26 protein-coding genes and 1 tRNA gene are annotated in these 26,524 nt (G+C 67.9%); 17 read left to right on the forward strand and 10 right to left on the reverse strand.

The window, feature by feature from the left end; translation table 11 throughout:
- Window positions 1-18: 18 nt before the first annotated feature.
- Genes CPH63_RS15085 through CPH63_RS15100 form a run of 4 tightly spaced genes read right to left on the reverse strand, consistent with a single transcriptional unit; the run spans window position 19 to window position 4,415 of the window.
- Complete coding sequence (locus tag CPH63_RS15085; protein ID WP_157749580.1) at window positions 19-642, reverse strand: TetR/AcrR family transcriptional regulator; 624 nt, start codon at window positions 640-642, stop codon at window positions 19-21.
- A gap of 50 nt (window positions 643-692) precedes the next feature.
- Complete coding sequence (locus tag CPH63_RS15090; protein WP_157749581.1) at window positions 693-1,745, reverse strand: PDR/VanB family oxidoreductase; 1,053 nt, start codon at window positions 1,743-1,745, stop codon at window positions 693-695.
- 16 nt (window positions 1,746-1,761) lie between these two features.
- A complete protein-coding gene (locus CPH63_RS15095; protein WP_096303689.1) occupies window positions 1,762-2,646 on the reverse strand; it encodes a metal-dependent hydrolase in 885 nt (294 codons plus the stop codon).
- A 14-nt stretch (window positions 2,647-2,660) separates the two neighbouring features.
- Window positions 2,661-4,415 (reverse strand): SDR family oxidoreductase, encoded by a 1,755-nt coding sequence (locus CPH63_RS15100; protein WP_096303690.1) that lies wholly within the window; start codon window positions 4,413-4,415, stop codon window positions 2,661-2,663.
- A gap of 74 nt (window positions 4,416-4,489) precedes the next feature.
- Between CPH63_RS15100 and CPH63_RS15105 the strand changes: the two genes are divergently transcribed.
- The 3 genes from CPH63_RS15105 to CPH63_RS15115 all read left to right on the forward strand — a co-directional run bounded on the left by CPH63_RS15105 (window position 4,490) and on the right by CPH63_RS15115 (window position 7,927).
- Window positions 4,490-5,152, forward strand: a complete 663-nt coding sequence (locus tag CPH63_RS15105) for an O-methyltransferase (protein WP_096303691.1) — start codon at window positions 4,490-4,492, stop codon at window positions 5,150-5,152.
- 52 nt (window positions 5,153-5,204) lie between these two features.
- Window positions 5,205-5,630: an SRPBCC family protein gene (locus CPH63_RS15110; protein WP_157749582.1), complete on the forward strand. Its 426-nt coding sequence runs from the start codon at window positions 5,205-5,207 to the stop codon at window positions 5,628-5,630.
- An 89-nt stretch (window positions 5,631-5,719) separates the two neighbouring features.
- Window positions 5,720-7,927, forward strand: coding sequence for an FUSC family protein (locus CPH63_RS15115; protein ID WP_096303693.1), 2,208 nt, complete (start codon window positions 5,720-5,722; stop codon window positions 7,925-7,927).
- 41 nt (window positions 7,928-7,968) lie between these two features.
- Here CPH63_RS15115 and glp read toward each other — a convergent pair whose 3' ends face one another.
- Entirely contained in the window at window positions 7,969-9,165 is a 1,197-nt protein-coding gene (gene glp / locus CPH63_RS15120; RefSeq protein ID WP_096303694.1) for a gephyrin-like molybdotransferase Glp, read from the reverse strand.
- Between the two features lie 61 nt (window positions 9,166-9,226).
- Here glp and CPH63_RS15125 point away from each other — a divergent pair, with 61 nt between their 5' ends.
- The 4 genes from CPH63_RS15125 to CPH63_RS15140 all read left to right on the forward strand — a co-directional run bounded on the left by CPH63_RS15125 (window position 9,227) and on the right by CPH63_RS15140 (window position 11,963).
- A complete protein-coding gene (locus tag CPH63_RS15125; protein ID WP_096303695.1) occupies window positions 9,227-9,982 on the forward strand; it encodes a dienelactone hydrolase family protein in 756 nt (251 codons plus the stop codon).
- Between the two features lies 1 nt (window position 9,983).
- On the forward strand, window positions 9,984-10,250 hold the full coding sequence (locus CPH63_RS15130; protein ID WP_172892221.1) for a DUF6295 family protein: 267 nt from the start codon (window positions 9,984-9,986) through the stop codon (window positions 10,248-10,250).
- 47 nt (window positions 10,251-10,297) lie between these two features.
- Window positions 10,298-10,690 carry a hypothetical protein gene (locus CPH63_RS22365; RefSeq protein WP_157749583.1) on the forward strand — a complete coding sequence of 131 codons (393 nt, stop codon included), beginning with the start codon at window positions 10,298-10,300 and terminating at the stop codon, window positions 10,688-10,690.
- Between the two features lie 61 nt (window positions 10,691-10,751).
- A complete protein-coding gene (locus CPH63_RS15140) occupies window positions 10,752-11,963 on the forward strand; it encodes an AI-2E family transporter (RefSeq protein WP_157749584.1) in 1,212 nt (403 codons plus the stop codon).
- A 16-nt stretch (window positions 11,964-11,979) separates the two neighbouring features.
- Here CPH63_RS15140 and CPH63_RS15145 read toward each other — a convergent pair whose 3' ends face one another.
- Window positions 11,980-12,987 carry a LacI family DNA-binding transcriptional regulator gene (locus CPH63_RS15145; RefSeq protein WP_096303698.1) on the reverse strand — a complete coding sequence of 336 codons (1,008 nt, stop codon included), beginning with the start codon at window positions 12,985-12,987 and terminating at the stop codon, window positions 11,980-11,982.
- Window positions 12,988-13,100: 113 nt separating this feature from the next.
- Here CPH63_RS15145 and CPH63_RS15150 point away from each other — a divergent pair, with 113 nt between their 5' ends.
- Both CPH63_RS15150 and CPH63_RS15155 read left to right on the forward strand, forming a co-directional pair.
- Window positions 13,101-14,129 carry a Gfo/Idh/MocA family oxidoreductase gene (locus tag CPH63_RS15150; RefSeq protein ID WP_096303699.1) on the forward strand — a complete coding sequence of 343 codons (1,029 nt, stop codon included), beginning with the start codon at window positions 13,101-13,103 and terminating at the stop codon, window positions 14,127-14,129.
- The gene (locus tag CPH63_RS15155; protein WP_096303700.1) at window positions 14,126-14,938 is read left to right on the forward strand and encodes a TIM barrel protein; all 813 of its coding nucleotides are present in this window, start codon (window positions 14,126-14,128) and stop codon (window positions 14,936-14,938) included. The genes CPH63_RS15150 and CPH63_RS15155 overlap by 4 nt, the downstream gene beginning before the upstream one ends.
- Before the next feature lie 83 nt (window positions 14,939-15,021).
- Here CPH63_RS15155 and CPH63_RS15160 read toward each other — a convergent pair.
- Window positions 15,022-15,106 (reverse strand) — tRNA-Leu (locus CPH63_RS15160).
- Window positions 15,107-15,375: 269 nt separating this feature from the next.
- Here CPH63_RS15160 and CPH63_RS15165 point away from each other — a divergent pair.
- The 3 genes from CPH63_RS15165 to CPH63_RS15175 are packed head-to-tail and all read left to right on the forward strand — an operon-like array spanning window position 15,376 to window position 19,211.
- A complete protein-coding gene (locus CPH63_RS15165; RefSeq protein WP_157749585.1) occupies window positions 15,376-16,323 on the forward strand; it encodes a hypothetical protein in 948 nt (315 codons plus the stop codon).
- Between the two features lie 60 nt (window positions 16,324-16,383).
- Entirely contained in the window at window positions 16,384-17,688 is a 1,305-nt protein-coding gene (locus CPH63_RS15170) for a M20/M25/M40 family metallo-hydrolase (RefSeq protein ID WP_096303702.1), read from the forward strand.
- A gap of 5 nt (window positions 17,689-17,693) precedes the next feature.
- On the forward strand, window positions 17,694-19,211 hold the full coding sequence (locus CPH63_RS15175) for an ATP-dependent DNA ligase (protein ID WP_096303703.1): 1,518 nt from the start codon (window positions 17,694-17,696) through the stop codon (window positions 19,209-19,211).
- A gap of 46 nt (window positions 19,212-19,257) precedes the next feature.
- Here CPH63_RS15175 and CPH63_RS15180 read toward each other — a convergent pair whose 3' ends face one another.
- From CPH63_RS15180 to CPH63_RS15190, 3 genes are all read right to left on the reverse strand, one after another.
- On the reverse strand, window positions 19,258-19,500 hold the full coding sequence (locus CPH63_RS15180) for a DUF5703 family protein (protein WP_096305182.1): 243 nt from the start codon (window positions 19,498-19,500) through the stop codon (window positions 19,258-19,260).
- Window positions 19,501-19,542: 42 nt separating this feature from the next.
- A complete protein-coding gene (locus CPH63_RS15185) occupies window positions 19,543-21,339 on the reverse strand; it encodes an AAA family ATPase (protein WP_197704369.1) in 1,797 nt (598 codons plus the stop codon).
- A 107-nt stretch (window positions 21,340-21,446) separates the two neighbouring features.
- Window positions 21,447-22,412 carry an aldo/keto reductase gene (locus tag CPH63_RS15190; RefSeq protein ID WP_096303705.1) on the reverse strand — a complete coding sequence of 322 codons (966 nt, stop codon included), beginning with the start codon at window positions 22,410-22,412 and terminating at the stop codon, window positions 21,447-21,449.
- Window positions 22,413-22,503: 91 nt separating this feature from the next.
- Here CPH63_RS15190 and CPH63_RS15195 point away from each other — a divergent pair, with 91 nt between their 5' ends.
- The 5 genes from CPH63_RS15195 (at window position 22,504) to CPH63_RS15215 (ending at window position 26,516) form a co-directional block, all read left to right on the forward strand.
- Window positions 22,504-23,553 (forward strand): LLM class F420-dependent oxidoreductase, encoded by a 1,050-nt coding sequence (locus tag CPH63_RS15195; protein WP_096303706.1) that lies wholly within the window; start codon window positions 22,504-22,506, stop codon window positions 23,551-23,553.
- A 62-nt stretch (window positions 23,554-23,615) separates the two neighbouring features.
- Entirely contained in the window at window positions 23,616-24,440 is an 825-nt protein-coding gene (locus CPH63_RS15200) for an undecaprenyl-diphosphate phosphatase (RefSeq protein ID WP_096303707.1), read from the forward strand.
- 2 nt (window positions 24,441-24,442) lie between these two features.
- On the forward strand, window positions 24,443-25,153 hold the full coding sequence (locus CPH63_RS15205; RefSeq protein WP_096303708.1) for an MSMEG_4193 family putative phosphomutase: 711 nt from the start codon (window positions 24,443-24,445) through the stop codon (window positions 25,151-25,153).
- Between the two features lie 27 nt (window positions 25,154-25,180).
- The gene (locus CPH63_RS15210) at window positions 25,181-25,747 is read left to right on the forward strand and encodes a DUF3090 domain-containing protein (RefSeq protein WP_096303709.1); all 567 of its coding nucleotides are present in this window, start codon (window positions 25,181-25,183) and stop codon (window positions 25,745-25,747) included.
- On the forward strand, window positions 25,740-26,516 hold the full coding sequence (locus CPH63_RS15215; RefSeq protein ID WP_096303710.1) for an SCO1664 family protein: 777 nt from the start codon (window positions 25,740-25,742) through the stop codon (window positions 26,514-26,516). The genes CPH63_RS15210 and CPH63_RS15215 overlap by 8 nt, the downstream gene beginning before the upstream one ends.
- Window positions 26,517-26,524: the final 8 nt, after the last annotated feature.

Here is a 26,524-nt window from a genome sequence, read left to right on the forward strand (position 1 = left end):
AATTCGGCCCGCGTAAGCCTATTCGGCCGTCTGGGGGGCGAGTGCGGCGGTGATGATCTCGGCCGTCTGCGGATCCTGCGCGGCGCTGGCGCCGGCCATGGCGATGAGCTGGCCGATGAGCCAGTCCTCCAGGCCCTCCCGCTGCAGCCCGTTCCCGCAGAGCCAGGCGAGGGTGGTGTATTCGACCATCCGCACCCAGTTCTCCAGCGTCAGCAGGAAGATTCTCGTCGGCGAGGTGACTTGGACCCGGCGCAGGATCTCGGCTACCGAAGCCGCTCGAAGCTGCTCGATGATGGTGTCGGTGCCGGTGCTGGCCTGCACGCTGGTGTTACGGAGCAGGGCCACATAGTTGGCCGAGAAGGACTCGGCGAAGTCGAGGAATGCGCTGAGCGACCGGTGCATCTGCTCCAGCAGCGTGAGGTCGTGCGGGACATCAGAGAATTCCAGGATCAACCCGTCGACGATCTGCTGCGTTGTGGCGGTGAAGATCTCCCGCGGCCCGGCGAAATACCGGTAGAAGAGTGCCCGGGACACACCCGCCGCGTCGGTGATGTCGTCGACCGCGACCTGATCGAAGGGGCGTTCGGCGAAGAGTGTCGCGGCGACCTCGATGAGATGCTGCCGCCGTTGCTCGGGCGCCATGCGCCGAGGCAGTGAGCCCGGCTGGCCGGGGGTAGGCATTGATACAGCGGTCATAGGTCTATAACAATACGTCGGTCGCTGCGCGATACGCACAGCATCATCGAGTCGTGTCGCCGCTGCGGAGAGAGGAAGCGGTCGCGGTGGTCCACCTCACCCGCCAACACACTCACCTGGCAGGTGCCGCAGTACCCCTGCTGGCAGGAGTAGGCCACGCCGGGAAGTGCGGCCCGCACGGCGGCGAGGGCAGTCTGATCGGCCCCGACCAGGATCGTTCGCCGCGATTGGTGAAGCTCAATTTCGAATGGGACGCCGCCGGCGACCGGCAGTGGCGAGAATCGTTCGAAGTGCAGGGCTTTGATCCGCGGCGCCGGCATGATGGCCCGCATTCCGGCGATCATGCCGGGCGGCCCGCAGCAGTACATGGCCGCCCCCTCCGGTGCCAGTTCGAGCAGCCGCTGCGGGGTCGGAATCCCCGATTCGTCGTCGGCCAGCAGCGTCACCGATCCCGTTCCCGATGCGGTCAATGCGCTGACCTCGTCGATGAACGGCATCGAGGCCCGGGACCTACCGGCAAAGACGAGCGACCACTGCGCACCCGATGCGGCGGCGGCGGTGACCATCGGCAGAATCGGCGTGATTCCGATGCCACCGGCGAGGAAGAAATATCGCTCGGACGTGAGGAAGGGAAAGGCGTTGCGCGGCTCGCCGATGCTCAGCCTCGCGCCGACTGACAGCTCATGCAGCTCTACCGAGCCGCCGCCCCCGTCGACGATCCGGCGAACGCCGATTCGGTAGGTCGAACCGGCCCGGTCGCCGCAGAGTGAGTATTGCCGTTGCCGGCCAGATGGCAGGTAGACATCGATGTGTGCACCGGGCAACCACCCGGGGAGCGGGCGGCCGTCGGCGGGAGCGAAGGTGAAGCTGCGGACACCTTCGGCCCGGTCGGCGATCTCGGCTACGGTGACAGCCCGGCGCCGGCTCACCGGCTGCGGCGGTCGACGACCCGCTCCAGCCCGAAGCGAGTTTCGAGCCAGGCGCGTGACGGCGCGGTCAGCCAGCCGCCACACCAGGTCGGTGGGCTGATGCGGATGGGAGCTGCTCAAGTTAGTCCGCCGCCGCTTAGTCTGCCGCCGACAAGGCGGCCGGTGAGGTGGCCAGGTAGGCCACCGCCTGGCTCGTCGAGCATTCCTGCGAAGGGTGGTAGTCACGCCGGAAATAGCTGCGGTACGAGCGGAGGAACTCCGTCGGGCCGGGAAGCAGGTTGAGCCGCCCAGCCCGGGTCCAATCACGCCAACGGGCGCGCGTCCCGGTGCCGGCGAGCATCGGATCACTGGCCATCAGCTGCCGAATGCCCCGTGACCAGAGCCAGACCAGCGCCGGCAGGATTGTCACGTGGGAGCGCACCCGTCGGGCGTACCGTCCATCCACATGCATGTACAGGTCGAAGGCGACGCTGCGATGCTCGACCTCCTCGGCCCCGTGCCAACGCAGCAGATCGAGCATCGTCGGGTCGGCGCCGGCTCGATCGAGCCCGTGTGAATTGAGGATCCAGTCGCCGAGAACGGCGGTGAGGTGCTCGATGGAGGCGATCAGCGAGAGCCGCTCGACGAGCCACTCCTCAGCCGCCGCTCCGGTCAGCTCGCGGTTACCCAACCGCTGTTCGAAGAACCACTCGATCTCGCCGACGTAGCGCGTCGTATCCAGCCCCTGCACCCTGAGATGGTCCTGTGCCCCCTGGTGCGCCGAGGCATGTGTCGACTCCTGTCCAATGAAACCAAGGACGTCCTCACGCAGCCGATCGTCGCGGATCAACGGAAGGGCCTGCGTGAAGACCTCGACGAACCAGCGCTCACCGGCTGGCAGCAGCATGTGCATCACATTGGCCCAGTGCGTGACGAAGGGTTCGTCCGGGACGTAGTGCAGGGGCAGGTTGGTCCAGTCGAAGGCGACATTGCGCGCCCGCAGGGTGACGTCGACCAGCTCGCCGTCCGGGTGGGTACTCACGACAAACCTCGCTTTCAGAGCTTGTTCAGGTCGACGGTGGCGATGGCCCGGGCCAGGCCGGGTGTGAATCTCGACATGGCCAGAAATGCCTTGGATTCACTGGTGATCGTCGCGACGGGGCGGTTGGCCGCAGTGGCGTCCACGATGTGCTTCGCCGCCCGCTCGGGAGAGTAGTTGCGGCGCCCGTAGGACTTGACCGCGTGTCTGCGCAGCACCTCCTGGGCCGCCGGGTCGACCCCGACATGCTCGGTCGAACGCGAGATGTCGGAGTTGATGAATCCGGGGCAGATCGCTACGGCGCCGATATTGTCGCGGGCCAGTTCCGCCCGTAGGCATTGGGTGAGCATGAGCACGGCGGCCTTCGTGGTGGCATAGGCGGGGTAGGTGCGGGATGGGGCGTAGGCCGCCGCCGAGGCGATGTTGACGATGCGGCCGCCCTCTCCACGGGCCACCATCTGGGCGGCGAAGAGCCGCGAGCCGTGGATGACGCCCCACAGATTTATGTCGATGATGCGATCCCAGTCTGCGACAGTGGTGGCCAGGAACGGACCGGCCATCCCGATGCCGGCGTTGTTCACAACGATGTCCGGCGTGCCGTGGTCAGCCTGTACTTGCTTGGCGAAGGCCGTGAAGGCGTCGCCATCGGCCACGTCAAGGTGATAGCTCGTCGCCACCACCCCGTGCGCCCGCAGTTCGGTGGCGGTCCGCGTCGCTGCGTCGAGGTTGATATCGGCGACGATCACGTCCGCACCCCGGCGGGCGAACTCAATCGCGGTGGCCCGCCCGATACCGGCTCCGGACCCGGTGATCACAGCCAACTGCCCGGCGAACGGCTTGCCGATCCGGTCGCCACGGACGCGGGTCGCGGCGACCCTTGCCGCGACGAGACCGCGGGGCGTGGGTGCGGCATTCTCGACGTCGTCGATGAGTTCGATGGCGGCCTGCGCAACCACCTCCGGACGGCTGCTGACCACCCAGTGCCCACCGACGAGGACCCGGACGTGCAGGTTCGTCGCCCACGGCGCCGGAGCCTGCGTCTGCAGCTCGACGCCGACGTAGGAGTCACCGGCGGGAGCGAGCACTTGAACGGGCACCTGGGTGCTCTGCGGCTGCGGAGCCCGGAATCGGCGCACCATGTTCGCCCGGTAGAGCTTCAGGCCGTACAGCTTGTCGGTCAGGGTGCCGGTCGGGCCGACCGACGCCCCGGATCCGGAGAGGACGCGATCCAGCAGCCCGCTGCGCCAGAGCAGTTCGGGCAGCAGCGGAGTGATGAATACGCCGATATAGGCCGAGTGGGCCAGTTGCCTGAGCAGCGCGCGGATGGCCTTCGGATTCGGTCGCGCCTGGCGTCGCATCCACTGGCCGGCGTAGTCGAGGTTCGGGCCGGAGACAGAGGTGTAGGAGGCGATTCGCCCGTCCAGACGCGCATCGGTGACGCCATGCCAACCTTGAATGGAGCCCCAATCGTGCGCGATCAGATGTACGGGCCGCTGCGGGCTCGCCGCGTCGATGACTCGTGCGAGGTCATCGACGAGTTGGTCGATCACGTAGGCCGAGGTCTCATCGGGCCGGTCGGAGGCGCCGGCGCCACGCACGTCGTAGGTGACGACGTGATATCGGGGGCGCAGGATCGCCACCAGCCCGTCCCATACCGCGCTGGTGTCCGGGTAGCCGTGAATAAGCACGACCGTGGGATTGTCGGGCTCGCCGTATTCGCGCACCGATAGGGTGATGCCGTCGCTGGTCGGGACGCGAGTCGTGTCTGCCATCTCCTGACTATTTACGTTGTTAGACGATCTGTCAACAGGACTGAAAGTTCAATTCGGGCATCTAGGCTGAAGCCATGCCGATGAATACCTGGACCGCCGTGGATGACGTCTTTGCCGCCTCGCTACTCGAGCCGGACCCGATTCTGGAAGGGGCCCTACGGGCCAGCGACGCCGCCGGGCTTCCGGCGATCAGCGTCTCGGCGGCCCAGGGAAAGTACCTGTACTTGCAGGCACTCTCGCTGCGGGCGACGAGGATCCTGGAGGTCGGAACGTTGGGCGGCTACAGCGCGATCTGGATGGCGCGAGCTCTCGGTGACGAAGGCCGGCTGACGACCCTCGAGGCCGAACCCCGGCACGCCGAGGTGGCCCGGGCCAACATCGCCGCGGCCGGACTGCAGGACCGCGTCGAAGTCATCGTCGGCCGCGCTATCGAGACGCTACCCACGCTGGAAGACCGCGCCCCCTTCGACCTCGTCTTCATCGACGCCGACAAGCCGAGCAATGCCGACTACTTCGATTGGGCAGTGCGCTTGGGGCACCCCGGCACTGTCATCATCGTCGACAACGTCGTCCGGGACGGCGCCATCGCCGATCCCACCAATGCCGAGGCCAGCGTCGAGGGAGTCCGCCGGCTGAACAAGGCCGTTGAGGCGCAGCCCCGGGTCAGCGCGACGGTCGTGCAGACCGTCGGCGCCAAGGGCTATGACGGGTTCATGTATTGCGTGGTCGTTAGCTAGGGTCTGTATCTGCCGAGGCGCCCAACGGGGAGTCGGGGAAGAGGAGACCGCAATGGCCAAGCTGCATCGATACGCCTTCACCCACGAGATCGACGCCTCGCCGCAGAAGGTGTGGGACCTGGTGGCCGACCACGAAGGGATGTCGGCATGGTCTCCGGTGCGCAGCGTGACGCTTGAGAAAGAAGGCGCACCGGACCGAAACGGTGTCGGCGCGATCCGCGTGCTGCGCCTGGCCGGCCCACCGCTGCGGGAGCAGATCACCGCCTTCGAACCGACTCATCATCTGGCGTACCGGATGCTCTCCGGCGCGCCGGTCACCGACTACACCGGCGAGATCAACGTGACACCCTCCGGGGCCGGCAGCAGGCTCGTCTGGAGTGTGCAGTTCCGTCCCAAGCTGCCCGGCGCCCAGTTCGTCGTCGCCGTGGTCATCCGAGAGGGAGCCAAGGCGCTGGCCAAGCGGGCCGCCCGCTCGTAGCCAACTCGCGCCGGCCAGATGATGCCGTCGAGCCTGACCTGCCGCGGGACCGCTGCCGTCGGCGACTCTGCTCGCTAGGCTCAGCAGGTGTGAGCGCCCCGCAGAGTTCCGGTTCGCCGGCGACCGGACGCGACCGCCCGATGCGGGTGATCGGCGGTTCGATCCATCGCCTGTATACAGATGCGACGAAGCTGGACCGCACCCAGTCCGATCCGGTAGTCGCCGGGCGTAACGCCATCGGCCTGGTGATTCCGCTGGCCATCGGCGGCCTGATCGGCCATCCGGGGCTCGGAGTGCAGTCGGCTATCGGTGCCCTGCAGACGGCCTTCGCCGACCGCCCCGGCCCGTACCGCCTGCGGATGGCCCGGATGCTGATCTCGGCACTGGTGGCCGGGGTCACGGCGGGGTTGGCCGCCGGATTCGGGCACAGTCTGGCCCTGTCAGCACTGCTGCTCGCCGTCTGTGCGTTCTCCGCCGGTCTGCTGGTGATGTTCGGCCCCAGCGCCGCCCAGGTCGGGGTAGCGGCAACCGGCTGCGCGCTGATCCTCGGCCACATTCCCGAACGCCCGCTCGGCGCGCTCGACACCGGTCTGCTCGTCTTCGCCGGCGGCGTCGTCCAGATGCTGCTCGCGATCACCGCGTGGCCGCTTCGGCGGCACGGTCCGGAGCGCCGGGCACTGGCCGGTCTGTACGAGGAGCTGGCCGATCTGGCGGCGAGGCCCATCGACTCCAGCGTCAGCCCGCCGCTCGGGGAGACCATCGCCCAGACCAGGGCCGTCCTCACCGGGGCCGGGCGTGACCATGGGCCGAGCGTCGAGGCTTACCGGGTGCTGCTCGACGAAGCGGTGCGAGCCCGGCAGGACATTCTCGCGCTGTCGGCCTATGCCGATCGGCTCACCGCAGAGGAGTGTCAGGCCAGCGCCGCCGCTCTGTATGCCGCGCTGTCGGCGACCGCTACGGTGCTCACTCGTATTGCCGACGCACTGGCCGCCGGCCGCACGCCCGGAGAGCGGGAGTATCGGGAAACATTGGAGGTTGCCACCAGAATCGGGGAAGGGGCACCGCTCGGCGCGTCGCTGACCGAGCGCGCGGCCGCTGATCGCCGGGCGAGCCTGGTGTCGCAGCTGCGCGCGATGGTGCAGACCGCCCGTACCGGTGCCGGCGAGGGGAGTACCGATGAGGACGTCGAGTCGCCCAAGGGCGTCCGTCGACTGCGGGATCCCATCGCCGTGCTGCGGGCCAACCTCGATGTGCGCTCGCCCGCGCTTCGTTACGCGGTGCGTCTGGGGGTATTGGTGCCGCTCACCGACATATTGACCCGGGTCGGCGGATTCGACCGAGGCTACTGGATTTCATTGACGATCCTGGTGGTGCTTCGTCCGGATTTCGGGGCTACCTTCCAGCGCTCACTGCAGCGAGTGATCGGCACTCTCATCGGGTTGCTGCTGGCTTCGATAATCGTGCACTACCTACTCGGCGACGGCGTGGCACCGCTGGTTGTGCTGGTTGGTCTCTGCTTCTTCGGAATGCGGTTGGCCGGTCCGAACAACATGGGGCTCTCCTCCGTCTGCCTCTCGGCACTTGTGGTTGCGCTGCTGTCGATCGCCGGTATTCCGGCCCATACGACCGTCCTCGACCGGGCGGTGGCGACCGTGATCGGTGGCGCGATCGCCCTGCTCGCCTCGCTGCTGTTTCCGACCTGGGAACGTTCGCAGGTGCCCGACCGGCTCGCCGAACTCATGGGTGCCTACCGGGAGTACCTGCAGACGATGGTCGATCCACGAGCCACTGCGGCCCAGCGTTCGGCCGTACGTAGTCGATCGCGTCTCGCTCGCTCCAACGCTGAGGCATCGCTGGACCGGGCTCGATCAGAACCGGTTGATTCACAGGGGGTTCGCGAGGTCGGCGGTGCGGTGCTGGCCAATTCGCATCGTCTGGTCCATGCCCTGACGGCCATCGACGCAACCCGCCGGGCCCGCGACGCCTACCGCGAGATCCCGGAGTTTCGGGCGTTGGTCGACGCGGTCGTGGAGCAGTTGCACCTACTGCAGGGTGCGCTGCAGGGCGAGGAGATCCGAGAGCAGACGACCCTCCGCCGCCTCCAGGTCGAGTTGGCGACGAAGTACGGCGATACCTTGACGAACGCGGCGGACGACCCTGCATCCGAATACGACTCCGAATATGCCTATGGGGCAACGGTGATCGAGGCGACCGATCGCCTCGTCGACAGCATCGACACGATCACGGCGGTGCTGCACGACGCTGGCGAGAACCTGCGACTCACGGCCGCCGGCTAGCGCGCCCGGCCAGTGACTGTGCCCCCGAGGCTTGCCTGCATCTAGTCGATCAGCCAGACGTCGACGAGGTCGCCGACGTCGAGCGCGACGACCTCGGCCGGTATGTCGATGAGGCAGTTGGAGGCGGCGAGCCACCGCAGGAAGTGTGAGGCCGGTGGGCCGATCGTCTCCACTGCCGTGTCCCCGTCGCCGACCACACCGCGACGGAACTGCCGGCGGCCGGATGGTGAGGTGAGCGAGGCAGCCAACGGCATCCGCACCAGCGGTCGGTGGGACGGCGAATATCCCATGGCACTGCGCAGCGCCGGCCGCAGGAACACCTCGAAGGAGACGAGTGCACTCACCGGATTTCCTGGGAGGGTGACCGTCGAGATTCCCGCATAGATGCCGGCCCCCTGCGGCATTCCCGGCTGCATCGCCACCTTCACGAAGTCCACGCCGCGATCGGCGAGAGCATCCTTCACGACTTCGTAGGCCCCGGCGCTCACCCCGCCCGAGGTCAGGATCAGGTCAGTCTGGTCCAGGTGCGGTTGCAGGGCGGCCAGAAGATCGTCGACGTCGTCAGCAACAAAATGCACCTCTTCGGCCTCCGCCCCACAGGCTCTGACTGCAGTGGCCAGCATGATGGTGTTGGATTCGTGGATCTGCCCGGGCAGCAGCGACTGCCCTGGCGCGACCAACTCGCTTCCGGTAGAGAGAACCAGGACGCGCACGGGCGCCCAGACCGTCGCCGACGGCTCACCGAGCGCGGCCAGCAGTCCCAGGTGAGCCGCCCCGAGCACGGTGCCGGCGGTCAGCACGGTCTCTCCCACGGTCACGTCCTCGCCGGCCCGGCGGATCGCCGTGCCGACGGTGCGGGTCTCGTGGATGACCACCTGAGTGAGACCGCCGTCGGTCGCCTCGACCTGAACGATGGTGTCCGCGCCGACCGGAACCGGAGCCCCGGTCATGATGCGATGGGCGGTACCGACCGCGAGCTCCGGCGTGTCCACCCGCCCGGCGGGAATGTCGGCGCCCACCGGGAGCGTGACCGGAGCCTGTCGGGTGGCGGAGGCGACCTCGGTCCCGCGTACGGCGTACCCGTCCATCGCGGAATTGTCGAAGGCCGGCAGCGGGCGCTTGGCCACCACATCCGCCGCGAGCACCCGCCCGGCGGCCGCTGGCAACGGAAGGGAGACCGATCGGGTGCGCGGGATCAACGCGGCGATCAGGGCTTGGTGTTCGCTGACGGTCCGCATCCTGCAATAGTGCCTGACCACCGCCGTCGGCTCGCATAGGAACCCGTGCTTCGATGGGGTCATGAGCGAGTGCTTGAAGACGCAAGTAACTTATGTCGATGGTCATGGCGGCGACCAGGTCGAGGCCTACCTGGCCCGCCCGGATGGAGAGACGCGACGGGGCGGCGTGGTGGTGATCCACCACATGCCCGGCTACGACCGGGCGAGTAAGGAGATCGTCCGTCGCTTCGCCGAGTTGGGCTACGACGCGATCTGCCCCAACCTCTACTGGCGGGAGGCGCCCGGAGCGGCGCCAGATGACGCGGCGGCGACGGCGCGGGCCCAGGGCGGCGTTCCGGACGAGCGCCTCCTCGGCGATGTCGCCGGGGCGGCGGCGCTACTGCGTGGGCTGGAGACGAGCAATGGCAAGGTCGGCGTCATCGGCTACTGCTCCGGCGGGCGGCAGAGCGTATTGGCCGCCTGCAATCTGGACCTGGACGCGGCGGTGGACTGCTATGGCGCCTTCGTCACGGGAACGCCTCCGGAGACCTCCCTGCTGCGGGGGAACCTCGTCACGCAGCTGCCGAACCTACGGGCTCCACTGCTCGGGCTCTTCGGCAACGAGGATTCCTACCCGAGTCCCGAGCAGGTGAACGAGTTGGACGAGATCCTGACGGCCAACGGCAAGCCGCACGAGTTCCACCGCTACGACGATGCCGGGCACGCCTTCTTCGCCGTTGACCGCCCCTCCTACCGGGTGGCGGCGGCCAACGACGGCTGGGAGCGAATCGAGGCGTTCTTCGCCACGCACCTCGCCGCCGCGAGTGAAGGTTCCTGAGATGTGCACCTACGCAACGATGAGTGCGAAGGTCGACGGCAGCGCCAAGGGTCCCGGGGGCCGGTGGTTTCACGTCAGCGACGCCACCGTCTACTTCGACCACCCGGTGCACGCCATGGCCGAACACACCCTGAACATCGACTTCGCCGCACCCGCGGGCGCGCCGGCGAGCCGGCTCGCCCTCGAGTTGACCGCCGCCTCGGCGCGGGAGCTGATGCAGGCAATCGCGGCGGCCCTGGAGTCGGCACCGGCGGAACTCACCGCCTGAGCGCCGACCGCCACCGCTGGAGCTGATCCGTCTGCCAAGCTGAACCGGTGGACCCCGACCGCCTGCTCAACTTCTCCATGCCGAAGCGGGCCTGGTACGTCTGTGCCGGCATCCTTGCCATCGCCGCCGTCGTCATCTCGATCAGGATCCTGAACGCCCCGGACTCCGAGCCGATCACCCTCGTCAACGATGGCGGGCAGGCGGTGAACGTGAGCGGGTGCTACCCGGGCGACGGGCTGTCGCTGAGCCCGGGCCAGGCGGCCCCGCCGCTGTCGGTTACGAATCGCACCTACTGTGCGATCTACGTCGATCATGGGCATACCTATGTCGGCTGCATCGTGCTCGACCGCCAGCACACCAGCGGGCGCGAGCTGCGAATCGGCGAGGTCACGGCGCATGACGTGGCCGAAACGGACTGTGTCACCACTGGGGCGAGCTAGGTGGTGGAAAGTAGGGTCGAGATTTGTGGCCGGTGGAATCTCCGGTCTCATGAGGAGCGAGATGTCAGGCAGTGAAGTGAACGAGCCCGGCTCAGCCGGCTCGGTCGAGACCGACCAACTGGCGCCCGACGCGCACGCCGAGGTACCGGAGTCGAAGACCGTCAGCGGCTCACTCTTCGAGCCGCTGCCCGAACTCGAGTCACCGGCGGTCGTCGAGTCGCGCTTCGGTGTGCCCGGGCCGGAGCTCTCGCATGACTCTGCCTTCTACCGTGGCCTCTGGGGCGCGGTCGGTGTGCTCCTGGCCATCGGCGCGGCCCTCGCGCTGCGCGAGGTCACCTCGGTACTGGAGCTTGTTCTGATATCGGGATTTCTCGCCATCGGGCTCAACCCGATCGTGGAACTGCTCATCGGCATCGGGCTCAAGCGAGCCTGGGCGGTGCTGGTGGTGGCCCTCTCCGGACTGGCGATCGTGACGGTGATCGTGGCCGTGCTGGTGAGCGTGCTCGATAATCAGGTCACCACTTTCGTGCGTGACGCCCCGCATCTGCTGCACGATCTGTTGCAGCACAAGACAATCGCCAACCTCAACGACCGATACCACTTCATCACCGACCTCCAGGCTAAGTTGAAGGATCCTGAACTCGGCTCACGGGTGCTGAAACAGGTCTTCAGCACCGGACTCGGCGCGCTTCAGGCCGCGGCCAGCACCCTGGTTGTCTTCGTGCTCACGCTGTACTTCCTGGCCGCGCTGCCGCAGCTGAAGAATGCGGCCTATTCACTCGCGCCGGCCTCGCGGCGGACCCGAGTCGGGCAGTTGGGTGATGAGATTCTGCGGCGTACCGGTCGGTTCGTCGTCGGTGCGTTCCTGGTCGCCCTGCTCGCCGGGTCCGTGACCTTCATCTTCCTGCTGGTGGTCGGGCTCGGTCAGTACGCGCTGCCCCTCGCGCTCTTCGTCGCACTGCTGGACCTGGTACCGCTGGTCGGGTCGATCACCGGTGCGGTCGTGGTGACCCTGGTCTGCTTGGCGACCTCGCTCGACATCGGAATCGCCGCGGCCATCTTCTACCTGATCTACGAACCGCTCGAGGGGTATGTGATCTATCCGCGGGTGATGCGCTCGTCGGTCGACGTTCCGGAGTACGTGACCGTGATCGCGGTGCTGGCCGGCGGCGCCGTCGGCGGTGTCATCGGAGCACTCCTGGCCCTGCCGATCGCCGCGGCGATGCTGCTGCTGACCAACGAGGTGTGGATCCGCCGGCAGGACGCCAAGTAGCCGGCCGGGGGGAGTCTCAGGCCGCCGCTGCCGTCGTCGCGCGGAGGATCAGCATCGGTGCGGTGATGACCTCGACCGCCTCGTGGGTCACCTCGGCGGATCGCTCGATGGCGATCTCCAGTGCCCGGTAGGCCAGCGTCCGCGCGTCCTGCGCGATGGTGGAGAGCGACAGGGTGGCCGAGCGGGCGACGCCGGTGTTGTCGTAGCCGATGACGGAGAGGTCCTGCGGCGTCCGTACTGATCGGGTGCGGAATTCAGCGATGAGGCCGGCGGCGCAGTGATCGTTGAAGGCGAAGACGGCCGTGGGAAGGTCTGTGCTCAGCAGGCGATCGGCGGCTCGGGCGCCCGCGTCCTCGGTGAGTCCGCCGGGAACCAGCGCCACTTCCTGCAGCAGCCCGGCCGTCTCCATCGCTCGGCGGTAGCCCCGCCGGCGCTCGGTCGCTCCGGGAGCCCGCTGTCCCTCTACGTGGGTTATACGCCGGTGCCCGAGGGCAACGAGGTGCGCGACGGCGAGCTCCGCGCCGACGGCGTCGTCGGTGCGCACGACATCGATCGTGCTGCTTCGTAGCGCCCGGCCGATGACCACCACCGGGAGCCTCCCCGCCACCGCTTCGAGCGCGGCCCTGGGCAGGAACGGTCCGACGAGGATCAGCGCCTCGCACCGAAAGTCGAGCAGCGACTGGATCGCCTGCTCCTCACTCCGCCCGGCCGCCACCGGGCTCAGGGCGAGCTGGTAGTCGGTCCCCGCCGCCGCCTGGTAGAGCCGTTCGACGACTTCCGCGTGGAATTCATTGTGCAATCCGAATACCACACCGACGGTTCGACTGCGGTTGCGGCCGAGCAATTGGGCGCGCTGGTCCGGACGGTAGGAGAGCTCGGAGGCCGCTTGCATGACCCGCCGGCGGTTCTCCTCGCTGGCTCCCGGCACGCCACGGAAGACGATCGACACCAGGGCGCGGGAGACGCCGGCCCGTTGCGCCACGTCGGCCATCGTTACGGCGGCCGATCGGTTCTGCGATCGCATCCTCGGACTCCTCTCGACTTGCGCTGAGTATAGAGCGCTCTAGGTGAGTCTCCTTGACGAGACACGCCGACGGCGGGCATGCTAGAGCGCTCTAGGGTATGAGAGGTGGAGCAATGACGACAAGTGAAGCGATCGCCCGTCCGGTTCGGGTCGGTCTGGTTGGGGCCGGTCGGATCGGCAATTCGCATGCAGAGGTGCTGGCGCGACGGGTGCCCGGTGCGCAATTGGTCGCGGTGGCCGATCCGAGGGGCGACGCGGCGCAGCGGCTGGCCGGTGAGTTCGGTGCGCGAGCGCTCTCGCCGGCGGAGCTCTTCGACGATCCCGAGGTCGAGGCGGTGGTGATCGCCGCCTCGGTCGATGCCCACGTCACGCTCACCGAAGCGGCGACTGCGGCCGGCAAGGCCGTCTTCTGCGAGAAGCCGATGGGACTGACCCTGGCTGAGATCGATCGATCGATCTCAGTCGCCCACGCCGCCGGCGTCGCCCTGCAGGTTGGCTTCAACCGTCGCTTCAGCCGCGACTTCGCCGAGGCCCACCGACTGATCGCCGATGGCGCGATCGGTACACCGCAGTTGCTGCGTTCGCTGACCCGCGATCCGGGGTTGGCCAACCCGGCGGGGGTGCCACCGTGGACGGTGTTCCTGCAGACCCTCATCCACGACTTCGACACGCTGCTCTGGCTCAACCAGCCAGCCAGACCGGTAAGCATTTACGCGGTGGCCGACGCTCTCGTCGCGCCGGAGTACAAGGCGGCCGGACTGCTGGATACGGCGGTCGTGGTCATCACCTTCGACAACGGTGCGATCGCGACGGCTGAGGCGAACTTCTCCGCCAGCTACGGCTATGACGTGCGGGCCGAGGTCTTCGGGTCAGGCGGGATGATCACGGCCGGCGACGGACGCCGTAGCGCCACGGTGCTGTACGACCGCGCCGGCCAGCACGTCGAGACCGCCCGCAGCGACGTCGAACTCTTCATCGACGGCTACACCGCGGAGTTTGTCGAGTTCGTCGACGCGGTGCGCGAGAAGCGCTCGCCGTCGGTCACCGGTGTCGACGCCCGCCGGGCTCTGGAGGTCGCCCTGGGCTGTATTGAATCGGTGCAGACCGGGGCGCCGGTGCGATTGACGGAGCAGACCCGATGACCTCCTCCGACTACGGGTTCATGTTGGCCGTCTGTGCCGAGATGGTCTTCCTGGAGAAACCGATCATCGAACGGGCCGGCATCATTCACGACCTAGGCTTCGCGGTCGAGATATGGGACTGGACGTCGAAGGACCTCGACGCGCTGGCCGCGACCGGTGCTGAGTTCACCTCGATGACCGGCTACGTCGAGGGCGAGCTGATCGACCCGGATGGCGCCGACCTGCTGCTGCGTACCGCTGAGCGGTCCATCACCGCCGCCCGACGGTTGGGAAACCCGAACCTGAATCTGCACGGGACCGGATTGGACGGTCGCGGCCTGCCCGTACGGCGGACGGAGGTGGTGACCGGTTCGATGTGGCTCGCCGCCGAACAGACCCTGCGGCGCATCAGCGACTTGGGTGAGCGGGAGGGAGTCGTCTTCACCCTCGAGAATCTCAACACGTTGGTTGACCACCCCGGAACGCCGTTCGCACGAGCTGCTGACACCCTGGCGCTGGTGCGAGGCGTCAATTCCCCCCACCTGCGGATGAACCTCGATCTTTACCACGCGCAGATCGGGGAGGGGAACCTGATCGAGCTGATCAACGAAAGCATCGACTGGACCGGTGAGATACAGGTCGCTGATGTCCCGGGGCGCTGTGAACCGGGGACCGGGGAGATCAATTACCCCGCAGTCGCCCGCGCTCTGCATGCGGCCGGCTACCGCGGCACGGTCGGGATGGAGGCGTGGGTCTCCGGCGCGTCGGGCGATAGCCAATCCGCGCTGGAGGCTTTCCGCGCCGCCTTCACCGCGCCGACCGCTCGCTAGCCCGACGCCAAGAGCGCAGAAAGCAAAACTCGCGGTCCCCAGTTTCCTGGGGGCCGCGAGCCGCTGTCTGTCTCAACCAAACGTGTCCGAGGGGGGACTTGAACCCCCACGCCCGATAAAGGGCACTAGCACCTCAAGCTAGCGCGTCTGCCATTCCGCCACCCGGACGAGCGATTTGTGAGTCTAGCTCATACCGAAGGTGGGTTCGCGCACTGACCAGCCAGGCGAGGCAGAAGAACGCTTTCGACTTGCCGGTTTAGAGAAGGCGTGTAAAGGGAACCTTAAACAGGTGGATGCGTGATTTACACTGTCTTCACCTCAACCTGAGAAGATCCAGGTGACGCGGCTTCGCGGAAGCGCAAGCGCTGAGCTAGCATATGTTCTACGTAAGGTAATGGGACGACCGCCGACCACCGACAGCCAGGGGATTTTCGAGCATGCAGGACGCTGAGCACCGTCGCCAGCAGTCGCGGCGAGTACCCGCGCGCGCTGTCCCGACCGGTCACGCTCACGTAACCGGCAGCGACCCGTCCGCTGTCGAAACGCTAGACACGCTTGAGGCGCGCCGTCGCCATCGCTCTGGTCGGCGACTGTCGGCCGTCGGTGCCGCCGCAGTGCTGGCCATCCTGGCCAGCCTCATGTTCCCGGTCGCGGCCGGTGCTTCGCCGAGTTCCGCCACCTCGTCCAAGACCACCGGCAAGGTCACGGCCAAGGCCGCCGACTCGTCGCAGATCTGCTTTCTCTTCTGGTGCTTCGACTGGCCGTTCGGCGGTTCGACGGCCAAGCCGACGCCGACCCCGACTCCGGCACCGGTGAAGCACCCAACTCCCGCTCCGACGCCCAAGCCGGTCAAATCTCCGAGTCCAGGCAAGGCCACCCCGACTCCGGTCGTGAAGCCGACCGTGTCGCCGAAGCCGCCGGTGGGTCCTGCGGTCGCCGCCAATCCGGTGACCACCCCGAAGCCGAAGCCGGTCCCGGCGCCGTCGCCTAAGCCGGCCCACCCCGCCGGGGCTGCTGCCGGAACCGGCGGCGCCGTCGCCAGCGGGGCTGGAGAGGCGGCAGGGGGGTCCGGCAGTGGGTCAACCACCAGCGTTCAACCCACACTGCAGTCCATTGCTGCTAGTGATACAAATCTCACTCGGCGTACACCACCCCAGACGTCCGGTGCGAACCAGCCGGCTCAGGCAGCGGTTCCCGGCGACTCGTCGAAGAGCGGTCAACCGCCCAATGGCGATCCCGAGGCGGTCGTGCTGGCCAATGTGGGTAAGGAGCCGGCTCCGGTCGGGTACTCCGCCATTCTGGCCGCGCTGATCGTCGGCTTTGCCGTCGGTGTCGCCGTGGTGGTCTTCATCGCCGGTCGCCGCCGCGGCCAGCGCGAAGCCTGACCCACCCGCCCGCCCGTGCCGGGTGTGCACGCTGTCAGCCCGAACTGGTAGTAAAGGCGTATGAATAGCGCTGCGCAGACAACCGCGGAGGACGAGGTCGCCGACCTTCTCAGCGATCTGATTGCGATCAACACCTCGAACCCGACCCACCCTGAGCGTCCCGCCGCGGAGTGGGTCGCTGAGAAGCTAGCCGAAGTTGGTATCGAGTCTCAGATTCTCGAGGCGGCGCCCGGACGGGCCTCGACGATCGCCCGGATCAGCGGCGAAGACAGCAGCCGGGCACCGCTGCTCATTCACGGTCACCTCGACGTGGTGCCGGCCGAGGCCAGCGAGTGGTCAGTCGATCCCTTCGCCGGTGAGATCCGTGACGGGTATGTCTGGGGACGCGGCGCCGTCGATATGAAGGACATGGACGCGATGACGCTGGCCGTGGTGCGGGAATGGGCTCGCACTGGCCGCCGCCCGCCACGCGACATAGTCCTTGCCTTCGTCAGCGACGAGGAGGCCGGAGGCACTCAAGGTGCCCACTGGCTCGTCGACAACCACCCTGGTCTCTTCGCCGACTGCTCGGAGGCGATCAGTGAGGTCGGTGGGTTCAGCGTGACGATGAACAACGACCTCCGCCTCTACCTGATTCAAACTGCCGAAAAGGGCCTTGGCTGGCTGCGACTGCGGGCCCAGGGGCGGCCCGGGCACGGCTCGATGATTCACGACGACAACACGGTTACGAAGCTCGCGGCCGCGGTGTCACGTATCGGTGCCCATGAATTCCCGATCACCGTCACCGACACCCTGCGACGCTTTCTGGAGGACGTCGCCAAGCTGACCGGCCTGCCGATCGACCCGGACGACCCGCAAGCGGCGTTGCCGCACCTCGGTGGGATGGCCCGCATGATTGGGGCAACGCTGCGGAACACCGCGAATCCGACGATGCTCTCCGCCGGGTACAAGGCGAACGTCATCCCCTCCACTGCCGAGGCGACGATCGACACACGATTCCTGCCCGGGTTCGAGGACGAGCTGATGGCCAAGATCGACGAACTCGCCGGCCCTGGAATCGAGCGCGAGTTCATCCATCGAGACATAGCGGTGGAGACCTCGTTCGACGGCGCGGTGGTCGACGCGATGGCCGCCGCGCTGCGTGCGGAGGATCCAGCCGCGCAGGCCGTGCCGTACCTGATGAGCGGCGGCACCGATGCGAAATCCTTCTCGACGCTGGGAATCCGTTGCTTCGGCTTCGCACCCCTGCGACTGCCGCCCGACTTGGATTTCAGCGCTCTGTTCCATGGAATCGACGAACGTGTCCCGGTGGACGGACTACAGTTCGGCGTCCGCGTCCTGGACCGGTTCCTCTCCAATAGCTGATCGCGATGCTCTTCGCGTCGGTGGCCACCGCCTCTCTCCAGCTCGCCGGTGAACCAGGGCGGCTGAAGAAGACCGCGCTGCTGGCCGAACTTCTGCGCGGGCTCGAGCCAACTGAGATCGAACCGGCGGTGGCCTGGTTGTCGGGCGAGTTGCTGCAAGGCCAGATCGGCGTCGGATGGGCGGCCCTACGGACGATCCCAGCGGCCGGCGACGAACCGGTGTTGGCGATCGGCGACGTGCAACAGGCCCTCGACTCGATTGCGACGATCTCCGGGGCCGGGTCCAGGGCCGCGCGCGCCGCCGAGCTGACCAGACTCTTCGGTGCGGCGACTGCCCACGAGCAGAACTTTCTGCGGCGGCTTATCGGAGGTGAACTGCGTCAGGGTGCGCTGGGCGCGCTGATGCTCGACGCCGTGGCCGCCGCGGCCGAAGTTCCCATCACAGCGGTGCGACGCGCCGCAATGCTCCACGGGGATACCCCGGCCATCGCCCGCCTGGCCCTGCTCGGCGGCGTCACGGAGGTCGGGGCGGTGGGGCTGGAGGTCGGTCGAGCAGTCGCCCCGATGCTGGCCAAACCTGGCGGCTCGATCGTCGATGCGATTGCCCGTCTCGGCCTGGCCGGATGGGAACAGAAGCTCGATGGGGCGCGCATCCAGGTCCACCGCGATGGCGAGAATGTCCTTATTTTTACCAGGTCACTGGACGAGATAACCGATCGGCTTCCGGAGATCGTGGAGCTGGCGCGGCGACTCGGGGCGACCCGCTTCGTCCTCGACGGCGAGGTTCTGCTGCTGCGTCCCGATGGGCGCCCGCACCCATTTCAGGTGACGGCGGCACGCTTTGCCAGCGGCAACTCCGCGGAGGCGGAGGCAGCGGCCACACTCACCCCGTTCTTCTTCGACCTGCTGCACCTGGACGGGGTGGATCTCATCGACGAGCCGGCCGCCACCCGGATCGAGGCCTTGGAAGGGTTGGTCCCTGCGCAGTATCGTCCCCGCCGGGTCGTCACCGCCGACGCTGAGGTGGCGAGCGCATTCTTCGAAGACGTCGTCGCCTCCGGGCACGAGGGCGTCGTGGCTAAGTCGCTTAGCGCTAGCTACGAGGCCGGTCGTCGAGGCGACTCATGGTTGAAGATCAAGCCGGTGCACACCCTCGACCTGGTCGTTCTCGCCGTGGAATGGGGATCGGGTCGCCGCACCGGGCTGCTCTCCAACATCCACCTCGGTGCCCGCGCCGCGGACGGTGGGTTCGTGATGCTGGGCAAGACATTCAAGGGAATGACCGACGCGATGCTGCAGTGGCAGACCGAACGGTTTCGGGAACTGGCGGCCACGCCGCTGGAGCAACGGGTGGTGGCGCTTCGGCCCGAGCAGGTGGTCGAGGTGGCCATCGACGGAGTGCAGCGTTCCACCCGCTATCCGGGTGGGGTGGCGCTGCGGTTTGCCCGCGTTCTTCGCTACCGCGACGACAAGCCGGTAAGCGAGATCGACACCGTCGAGTCCGTCCAGGCGATGCTGGGGTAGCCGGTCGGCTGGGTCCGCGCGGGCAAGCCTCGTCGATGCCGCAGCGCTAGTTGATCAGTCCTGGTAGCGGGAGCAGATCCGGGGCCGGGCGGCGCTTTCGGCGCAGCCAGACCCGGCGGCTGCCATCGCCATAACGAAGTACCCGGGCCAGTTCCCAACCGCCGTACTCGGCGTGCAGGGAGAGCTGCACGGCCGCCGAAACCCGGGTCACGTCGGCGGGCAGACGCAGCGGCGCGTACTCCCAATCGGGGTCCGCGTCGCTTGATTGTGCCGACGAGCTTGCTCTCATCGACTCCATTGAACCTGGAAGGCGCGGGGATTTCCAGCCACCTCACCGATCGGTGGCACCGACGCTGGCGATCAGCTCCTGCTGAAGCCGCGTTCGCCGGGGGATGGCACCAACGCGCCGGACCGCGCTGGCCAGGGCACCCCCGACACCGTGCACCACGGAGAGGTGTCGCTGGGCTCGGGTCAACGCGGTGTAGACCAGCGGCCGGGAGAGCATGCGTCCCGCCTCCGGAGGGAGCACGACGACGACGGCCGGGAACTCCGATCCCTGGGCTCGGTGCACGGTGATCGCCCACCCGTGCACCAGGTCGGCCAGTGCTTTGCCCTTGATCTTCGCCGGACCGGAGGCGAAGTCGACGGTGACCACCCCGTCGGGGGCGACATCACTCACCACTCCGACCTCGCCATTGGCATAGCCGTTCGGCTCGGCCTCCAGATGGTTCGCCGTCGCCACCACACGGTCGCCCGGATCGAAACGGCGCCGGTCGGTTCCCGGGTTTAGCCGCTGCTTCAGCACCTCGTTCAGTCCCTGCGTCCCGGCCGGACCGCGATGCACCGGCGTCACGACCTGCACCTGCGAAGTCGGAATGCCCAGGACCCGCGGGATCGAATCCGTCACCAGCTGAACCACCCGGTGGGCGGCGTCGGCACTGCCGCGGGCGGCGACGATGACCACCTCGTGCGTCGGGTCGTCGACGGCGGCGAGCTCGCCGCCGCGCACGCTGGTCGCGAGCTTCGCGATGGTGCCTCCATCGGCCTGCCGGTACAGCGTGGTGAGCTCGGTGACGGCCACCACCCGGGCGTCTATGAGATCGCCGAGCACCCGTCCCGGCCCGATGGACGGCAGCTGCGCAGCATCCCCGACGAAGACCAGATGCGTGCCGTCGGCACAGGCGTCGAGTAGCGCATGGGCCAGATCGACGTCGAGCATGGAGGTCTCATCGACGACGACGATGTCCTCGTCCAGACGCCACTCGCGGTTGCGGGCGAAGCCGGTGGAGAAGTTGACTTCGTCGCCCCGCTGCCGCGGTTGCGCGCCGAGCAATCGGTGCAGCGTCGAGGCCGGTGCCTCACAGAGCTCCTCCAGCCGCTTCGCCGCTCGACCGGTCGGCGCGGCCAATGCCACGGTTTTCCCGACGGATTCTGCTGACGCGACTATCGCGGCGACGGTCCGGCTCTTACCGGTGCCCGGGCCCCCGGTGAGTACGCTGACCCCATCGCTCATCGCGAAGCCGACCGCCGCCCGTTGGGTCTGATCCAATTCGGCGACGGCTGGATGCTTCTTGTCGACCTTGATCGCCTTCGCGTTCGTCAACAGTCGCTGGATATCCGCAGCGATTGCTTGCTCGGCCGCCACATAGTTCGGCAGGCCCAGAGTCGCGTCGTCGAAGAGCACGACCACCTCAGCCTCGACGGCGGCATCGATCGCCCGCGCGGCGTCGCCGACGCTCCATTCCCGCAGGGCGTCCACGGCATGCTCCCGTTCGGTGACGGTGTGCCCGTCGCGGGCCTGGTCGCTGAGCACATGGGCGACCAGAGCCCGAGCTCGTCGTGGGTCGTCGCGGCTCACCCCCGGGATCGCGATGCGGGCGACTCGATCGGCATCGGCGGGGGTCAGTCCGCCAACCAGCAGCAGCCGCCACGGGTCCTCGCGGATCAGCCGTGGCGCCGCCGGGCCGAGCGCGTCGACGATGCGAGCGGCCACCCGTGCATCGACCTGGGCCGGCTGCAGTAGCTCGACGACCTCATATTCGGGCGCTGCGCCCAGGAACGAGGAGAAGAGGCGTCCGGCCCGGGTCGGACCAACCTTGGGCAGGAGGGCGAGGTTGCTCGCGCTCACATCCTCGGGTCCACGGATGTCGGCGGTCTCGAGAGCGGCGGCCAGCGTCTTGCCGAGACCCGGCCACAGGCCGGCGGCACAGAACGCGGTGAATACCGCTTCGTCGCTCAGCTGAGATCCTCGGGGTAGGCCCGGTAGGGACGTGAGACGTCGTCGAGGGCCTGTTGGATCTCCGGCGGAAGCGCCAGCGTCTCCGAGGCCAGCGCCGAGACGAGCTGGCCGAGGGTGCGGGCCCCGATGATCGGCGCGGTGATCCCGGGCTGGTCGCGAACCCAGGCCAGCGCCACCGCGATCGGCGAGGCGGCCAGGCCCTGGGCCGCGGTGGCGACGGCCTCCACGATGCCGATCTCACGGTCGGTGACGATGGGCAGGTTCCGTCCAGAGCGGGCTGAGCGAGAGTCCGCCGGGATTCCGGTGCGGTATTTCCCGGTCAGCACGCCGCCACCGAGCGGGGAGTACGGCAGAACTCCGAGACCCATCGCGGCGCAGGCGGGCAGAACCTCACGTTCCAGGCCCCGATCAAGGAGGCTGTAGCGGGACTGATTCGCGATGATCGGGGCCCGACCGACACCGGCGCGCTGCCAGGTCGCGGCGCGGGCGGTGTGCCAACCGTCGTAGTTCGAGACGCCCACGTACCGGGCCTTTCCGGAGCTCACCGCATAGTCGAGCGCGCTCAGTGTCTCCTCGAAACCGACGGTGTCGTCCGCTATGTGCACGTACCAGAGGTCAACGTGATCAACGCCGATCTGGGTCAGCGACTGATCCAGCCGCCGAAGCAGTTCGCCCCGGGAAGCGTCGATGCGCCGCTCGGTCTCGGTGCGGTAGATCCCGGCCTTGGTCGCGATCACCAGCTCCTCACGGGGCACGACATCGGCGATGAGCTGCCCGAGGATCTGCTCGGCCTGCCCCAGACCATAGGAGACCGCAGTGTCGACGAGAGTGCCACCGGCGTCGCGGAACGCAATCAGCTGGGCCGCTGCCTCGTCGGCGTCCGTCTCCTGGCCCCAGGTCATGGTGCCCAGCCCCAGGTGCGACACCGACAGTCCGGACTGACCTACCTTGCGTTCCATCACAGGAAGAACTTACTGGGCCGGGCTGTACCTCCAGACGCCCGCCGGAGCGCCACGCTTCGGGCCTGAGCGCCCATCGCCTAATGTGAGCGACATGAAGCTTGCGCTGAACCTCAGCTACTGGGGTATGGGAAATGACGCCGACAACCTGGAACTCGCGCTGGAGGCCGACAGACTGGGCTTCTCGGTCGTCTGGGTCGCTGAGGCCTACGGCTCGGACTCGCCGACCGTGCTCTCCTACATAGCGGCCAAGACGAACCAGGTCGACGTCGGCAGCGCTGTGATGCAGATCCCAGCCCGCACACCAACGATGACGGCGATGACGGCGGCGACGCTCGACACGCTCTCCAACGGCCGGTTCCGGCTCGGGCTCGGGGTCTCCGGACCGCAGGTCTCCGAGGGGTGGCACGGAGTCCGTTTCGCCAAGCCACTGGCCCGCACCCGCGAGTACGTGGACATCGTCAAGATGGCGCTCTCCCGGGAGCGCGTCCGCTACGACGGCGCGACCTACACGCTGCCGCTCCCCGATGGGCCGGGGAAGGCCCTGCAGCTGACCGTGCACCCGGTCCGCGACCACATCCCGATCTACCTGGCCGCTGTCGGGCCGAAGAACCTGGAACTGGCCGGTGAGATCGCCGACGGCTGGCTGGCTATCTTCTTCGCCCCGCAGTTCGCCGCCGAGCAGGCCGAGCACATCAGCGCCGGACGGGCCAAGGTCGGCAAGACGCTGGAGGGCTTCGACGTCGTCCCCACCGTCCCACTGATGGTCGGCGACGACGTGGCGCTCTGCGCCGACCCGGTGCGCGCCTACGCGTCGCTCTATGTGGGCGGGATGGGCAGCCGTGAGCAGAACTTCTACAACGCGCTGGCTACCCGGATGGGCTACGGCGAGGCCGCCGAGGAGGTCCAGAACAAGTTCCTGGCCCGCGATTACGCCGGTGCCGCGGCGGCCGTGCCGATGGAGTTCATCGACTCGACCTCGCTGCTCGGCCCGGCCAAGCGCATCACCGAGCGCCTCGTGGACTTCGCCCAGTCAGGTGTCACCACTCTCGCACTCGCGCCCTTCGGCTCCACTCTTACCGAGCGAGTCGAGGCCCTCCGGGTCGCAGCCACCGCGCTGCAGGAATCCGGCGTCGGCGAGTGAGTGCGGTGCACTCCATAGTCGCTGCCAGCCAAGTTCTCGCCTCAACCGCCCAGACACAGGACATGAGCCTCTTCCAGGCCATCGTCTACGGAATCGTCCAGGGTCTCACCGAGTTTCTGCCGGTCTCCTCGACGGCCCACCTTCGGATCGTGCCGGCGCTCTTCAACTGGCCCGACCCCGGAGCACCCTTCACGGCTGTGATTCAGCTCGGCACCACTATCGCGGTGGTCGGGTACTTCTGGCGAGAACTGCTGCACATCGCCATGGCCTGGTTCCGCGGTACCTTCGTCGACCGCTCGGTCCGCAGCTCGCTGGAGTGCCGGATGGGGTGGTATCTCATCCTGGCCACCATCCCGGTCAGCGTCTTCGGGCTGGTCTTCCGCAATCAGATCGAGACCGGCGCGCGCAATCTCTGGCTGATCGCCGTCACGCTCATCGTGTTGGCGCTCATCATGGGTCTGGCCGAGAAGGTCGGCACAAAGCGCCGCGACGAGGAACAGCTCAACACGACCGATGCCATCTGGGTGGGTAGCGCTCAGGCGCTGGCCCTCATCCCCGGCGCCTCCCGTTCGGGGACGACCATCACGGCCGGGCTTTTCCGAGGCCTGGACCGCCCCACCGCGGCCCGGTTCTCGTTCCTGCTCTCCATCCCGGCCGTCGTCCTCTCGGCGCTCTTCGAGGCCCGCAAGATCGGCGACAAGGGGAGCCCGGGCGTCGGTCTCACCGGGGTGGCGACCCTGATCGCGTTCATCGTCGGTCTGGCCTCGATCGCCTGGTTGATGAAGTACATCGCGAAGCACTCGGTTTACATCTTCGTTTACTACCGGGTCGCGCTCGGGCTGCTTCTCATCGGCCTGCTCTCCGCCGGCGTCATCTCGGCGACCTGACCGTGTCCACCGTCCTGCTGGTGCGTCACGGTCTGACCGCCATGACCGGTCCCGTCCTCGCCGGCCACACCCCGGGTCTGCATCTGGACGAGCGCGGTATCAAGCAGGCTGAGGCGGTGGCCGCGCGGATCGCGGTGCTTCCGCTATCGGCGATCGTCACCAGCCCGCTGGAGCGCTGCGTCGACACCGCGGACGCCATCGCCGCAGCGCAGCAGGCCGCGGGCCGCACCGTCGAACGCGACGTCGATGAACGGATCGTGGAGTGCCGCTACGGCGACTGGACCGGGCAGCAGATCAAGGACCTCGCCAAAGAGCCGATGTGGAAGATCGTGCAGGGGCAGCCCTCGGCGGCTCGCTTCCCCGGCGGAGAGAGCCTGCCCGAGGTGTCGGCCCGGGCGGTCGAAGCGATCCGCGAGTGGGACGCCAAGCTCGGCCCGGAGGCGATCTGGGTCGCCTGCAGCCACGGTGATGTGATCAAGGCGATCCTGGCCGACGCCCTCGGCCTGCACTTGGACCAGTTCCAGCGGATCGTGGTGGATCCCTGCTCGGTGTCGCTGGTCCGCTATACCGACGCGCGTCCCTATGTACTGCGTGCCAACGACATTGGGGCGGATCTGAGCGCGTTCATCCCGCCGAAGCGGCGTGGCCGCAAGAGCCGCAGCACGGCGGCCGATGCGACCGTTGGTGGCGGATCAGGCGCCGGTTCGGTGTAGTCGGCAACCGATAGGCTGGACGGCACCATGGCTCGTCAAGTCTTCCTCTTCGATCACCCGCGACGTTTCGTCGCCGGCACTGTTGGCGTGCCCGGCGAACGTACCTTCTATCTGCAGGCCGCCGACGGGCCACGCGTCGTCTCAGTCGCGCTGGAGAAGAACCAGGTGGCCGTGCTGGCCGACCGGGTCGAGGAGCTCCTCGACGACGTCGTCAGCCGCACCGGTACGCCGCTTCCCGCGTCCTCCCCGGACACTGACGGGCTGGAGCAGCCGGTCGAGGAGGAGTTCCGGGTCGGAGCGATGGGGCTGGCCTGGGACGGCGACCGTGGCGTCGTGGTGATCGAGGCACAGGCCCCGGTGGAGGATGCCGAGTTGGCCGAGGAGACGCTGCTGGCCGACGTCGAAGAGGGGCCGGACGTGCTGCGGGTGCTGCTTGACCCTCGCGTCGCCCGCGCCTTCGTGGAGCGCTCCCGCCGGGTCATCTCCGCCGGCCGACCCCCGTGTCCGCTCTGTGGCCAGCCGCTGGACCCCGCCGGTCACATCTGCCCGCGACAGAACGGGTACCACCGCCGGGCACCGCTGTCGAATGAGTGAGTTCCGCAGCGACGCCGCGCCACCGGAAGAGCCCGCGCTCACCCCAGCGCGCACGATGGCCGTCGAGGATGCCCTCAACCTCCTGGCGCACGGCTCGCTGAGCATCGAGGGACGTCTGGTCGACGCCTCCAACGCGACGCTGTACTGCGGGGTCGAGCTGGACGGCGTCGAGGCGGCCTGCGTCTACAAGCCGGTGTCGGGGGAGCGGCCGCTCTGGGACTTCCCGGACGGCACCCTGGCTGAGCGGGAAGTGGCGGCCTACGAACTCTCTGCGGCCAGCGAGTGGCTGGTTGTACCGCCCACGCTCTATCGCGATGGACCGGCCGGCCCCGGCATGGTGCAGCTCTGGATCGACATCGACGACGAGGTCGACCTGATCGGTCTGCTCCGCACCCGCCGCTCCGAGCAACTGCGCGAGATCGCCGTCTTCGATGCTGTGATCAACAACGCCGACCGTAAGGGCGGACACCTGCTCCCCACCGCGTCGGGGCACATCTACGGGATTGATCACGGCGTGAGCTTCAACCGTGAGCCCAAACTACGCACGATCCTGTGGCAGTGGGCCGGTGATCAGCTCACCGACGTGGCGGTCGATCAGCTGCAGCGCCTGCGCGAGAAGATGGCCGGCGACCTGGGGGAGCGGCTGTCGGAGCTCCTCACCACCCGCGAGGTCCGGCAGACGACCCGGCGTATCAACGCGCTCATCGAATCCGGACGGCACCCGGAACCATCTCCGGACTGGCCGGCCATTCCCTGGCCGCCGATGTAGCCGACCGC

The sequence above is a fragment of the Jatrophihabitans sp. GAS493 genome (genome assembly GCF_900230215.1).
GTDB lineage: Bacteria > Actinomycetota > Actinomycetes > Mycobacteriales > Jatrophihabitantaceae > MT45.

Coding starts and splice junctions, on each gene's coding strand:
- CPH63_RS15085 (WP_157749580.1), bottom strand. CDS start 642: ATGGCGCCCGAGCAACGGCGGCAGCATCTCATCGAGGTCGCCGCGACA.
- CPH63_RS15100 (WP_096303690.1), bottom strand. CDS start 4,415: ATGGCAGACACGACTCGCGTCCCGACCAGCGACGGCATCACCCTATCG.
- CPH63_RS15105 (WP_096303691.1), top strand. CDS start 4,490: ATGCCGATGAATACCTGGACCGCCGTGGATGACGTCTTTGCCGCCTCG.
- CPH63_RS15110 (WP_157749582.1), top strand. CDS start 5,205: ATGGCCAAGCTGCATCGATACGCCTTCACCCACGAGATCGACGCCTCG.
- glp (WP_096303694.1), bottom strand. CDS start 9,165: ATGCGGACCGTCAGCGAACACCAAGCCCTGATCGCCGCGTTGATCCCG.
- CPH63_RS15125 (WP_096303695.1), top strand. CDS start 9,227: ATGAGCGAGTGCTTGAAGACGCAAGTAACTTATGTCGATGGTCATGGC.
- CPH63_RS15130 (WP_172892221.1), top strand. CDS start 9,984: ATGTGCACCTACGCAACGATGAGTGCGAAGGTCGACGGCAGCGCCAAG.
- CPH63_RS15140 (WP_157749584.1), top strand. CDS start 10,752: ATGTCAGGCAGTGAAGTGAACGAGCCCGGCTCAGCCGGCTCGGTCGAG.
- CPH63_RS15145 (WP_096303698.1), bottom strand. CDS start 12,987: ATGCGATCGCAGAACCGATCGGCCGCCGTAACGATGGCCGACGTGGCG.
- CPH63_RS15150 (WP_096303699.1), top strand. CDS start 13,101: ATGACGACAAGTGAAGCGATCGCCCGTCCGGTTCGGGTCGGTCTGGTT.
- CPH63_RS15155 (WP_096303700.1), top strand. CDS start 14,126: ATGACCTCCTCCGACTACGGGTTCATGTTGGCCGTCTGTGCCGAGATG.
- CPH63_RS15165 (WP_157749585.1), top strand. CDS start 15,376: ATGCAGGACGCTGAGCACCGTCGCCAGCAGTCGCGGCGAGTACCCGCG.
- CPH63_RS15170 (WP_096303702.1), top strand. CDS start 16,384: ATGAATAGCGCTGCGCAGACAACCGCGGAGGACGAGGTCGCCGACCTT.
- CPH63_RS15175 (WP_096303703.1), top strand. CDS start 17,694: ATGCTCTTCGCGTCGGTGGCCACCGCCTCTCTCCAGCTCGCCGGTGAA.
- CPH63_RS15180 (WP_096305182.1), bottom strand. CDS start 19,500: ATGAGAGCAAGCTCGTCGGCACAATCAAGCGACGCGGACCCCGATTGG.
- CPH63_RS15195 (WP_096303706.1), top strand. CDS start 22,504: ATGAAGCTTGCGCTGAACCTCAGCTACTGGGGTATGGGAAATGACGCC.
- CPH63_RS15200 (WP_096303707.1), top strand. CDS start 23,616: ATGAGCCTCTTCCAGGCCATCGTCTACGGAATCGTCCAGGGTCTCACC.
- CPH63_RS15210 (WP_096303709.1), top strand. CDS start 25,181: ATGGCTCGTCAAGTCTTCCTCTTCGATCACCCGCGACGTTTCGTCGCC.
- CPH63_RS15215 (WP_096303710.1), top strand. CDS start 25,740: ATGAGTGAGTTCCGCAGCGACGCCGCGCCACCGGAAGAGCCCGCGCTC.